This window comes from Granulicatella sp. HMSC31F03 (assembly GCF_001807725.1).
Taxonomy (GTDB): domain Bacteria; phylum Bacillota; class Bacilli; order Lactobacillales; family Aerococcaceae; genus Granulicatella; species Granulicatella adiacens.
Map to the genome: position 1 here is coordinate 1 of NZ_KV790859.1, position 2,078 is coordinate 2,078.

1 protein-coding gene and 1 pseudogene are annotated in these 2,078 nt (G+C 36.7%); one reads left to right on the forward strand and one right to left on the reverse strand.

The genetic code is table 11. The annotated features are described in order from the left end of the window. Window positions 1–1,519 (reverse strand): Sgo0707 family adhesin (locus HMPREF3106_RS06035; RefSeq protein WP_148129416.1); only part of this gene is annotated, 1,519 nt, incomplete at its 3' end. A gap of 285 nt (window positions 1,520–1,804) precedes the next feature. Between HMPREF3106_RS06035 and HMPREF3106_RS09290 the strand changes: the two are divergent. Then, a pseudogene (locus tag HMPREF3106_RS09290) lies at window positions 1,805–2,075 on the forward strand (transposase); the annotation flags it as partial. Between the last annotated feature and the right edge of the window lie 3 nt (window positions 2,076–2,078).

A 2,078-nucleotide genomic window follows, 5' to 3' on the forward strand; every position in this document is an offset into this window, starting at 1 on the left:
TCCATGTGCCTTCTGCCGTCTTCACTTCTGTTTGACTTGGTTGTGTTGGAGTTACTTGACTACCATTAGACAAGTTCTTATCCGTCGCTGGAAGCAAGTCTTTCACTTCTTGTGGAAGTTCTTTACCTGGGGTCCCACTCACAAATTCGTGGATTTTATTGTAAAGTAAGGTTGTTGTTACCTTGTTTGATACGAAATAAAGGTTATCTGGTTGCATAGCTACAATGTTTTCAATAGGTCCTGAAGCTTTATCACTAACCTTATTATTTGTTACTGTATTATAAGTAATACGAATAGGTGTTCCTGCCTTATCTTTGTTCAAGTAAGCAGCAGCCATCTTAACAGTTACTTTTTGACCGGACTTTTCAACAGTGTAGTCTGTACCTTCTGTCAACACAACACCATCTGCATCAACTGTAAGATTTTTGAAATCTAAACGAGCATCAAAGGTATCAACGAAATCAAGACTTGATAAAGCTGTAATGATTTCTTTACCTGGTTTTGGAATTCTGAAAAGGGTCTTATAAGTGACTGCCTCTCCTGCTTGTGCTGGGATTTGAGCTGGGTCTACCTCCTTTTCTGGAGCCAGCTGTACTTGTTCCATGTAAAGAGAGAAAGTTGCAGAGGCATAGTTCGCTGAACGGTAACCAAAGTTCATGGTATTGTTAACTGAGCGTAGAGCTAAACCGGAAATATTATTTTCGGCGTCTGAACCACTTGTAGCACCTGGGCCTGCATTCCAAACAGTTTTATCACCTTCTTGGGTTACTTGCAAAATATTCCGGTTATTCATTACCCGCTTATCAACACTAGTGCTGTAATTGGTAACATAGAAAGCTTCCTTGGTATTCCATTGACCATTTGCATCAATATCAGTTGGCTTCATCACCAATTTCATGTCAGGTTCTGAACCATCTGAATACTTAAGTTCTACTGTTACATCTGCATCAACTGTAAAGGTATTACGTAAAAAATAATTATGTGTTGCATCAAGATAGGGGATATTCCCAATTTCAAATTGATTTGCTCCCCATGTATTAGAAACATTAAAAAACTGAACTGCCGTCTTGCTAGCATTAGCCATTTCAGCCGTAGCTTCTGAGTTATTAATATAATGAAGAGTAACTTTATTAATCGTTAAATAAGCATCTACTTGCTTACCATTGACTGTTCCAGCATTGGTAAATTTCAAAGACAAAGGCTTATCAAAGGTTTGATCTGCCTTTTTTGTCTTATCTACCTTGAGGGTGAAATTCTCCATCGGGGTCCCTACCCTTGGGCTACCTTCATAAATTGGATTATTCATGTGGTATTGATCTACGGCAGATGACTTAGATACAACGCTCATGTTATCCGTAGTTAACTGAAATTGGTAAAGACGTAGTGCAGAAAGATCTGTGTCATCCTTTATTTCCTGCGGTGCCGCAAAAACGCCTTGCAACGGCAGTAAGAAAAATGCTAAAACAAAGGTTATCATTCCAACGATTGTCTTTTTAATCCTGTTTTTCGACTTTATCATTCTTTTTCTCCTTATAAAATTTCTTTTTACTTTTTATGATTACACACAAAAATAAATTTATTGCCCTTCTCCATATGGTAAGAACTCCGTTATTAGTACCCAAATTAGTAGTTTTCCCAGCTAATCTACCAATTCTTATCAAAAGAGCTTGTCAATAAATGCTTTTTAGTTTAGCACTCAAAGTAAAAGTTAAAGACAAGAGTTATAGCTCTCAGAGAGACTAGTAACCTACGCTCAATTTTATCATTAATCAACCATTTTAGGCAAACACTTCATTAAATTTTTCTTAAACAAAATCTGAAGCAGGTTCATCCTCTTTTTCAGACTGTCTGTCTTTAAAATCTTTCAAAAGGACAAAGAGAAAATCGTCAACGCCCTTCAATTACCTTATTCCAATGCCAAATTAGAAGTGACCAATAATCTCATCAGACTTATCAAACGAAATGCCTTTGGTTTTCGGAACTTTGAAAACTTCAAAAAACGGATTTTCATCGCTCTGAACATCAAAAAAGAAAGGACAAAATTTGATATGTACCCAGAATCCTGGACACATTAATAA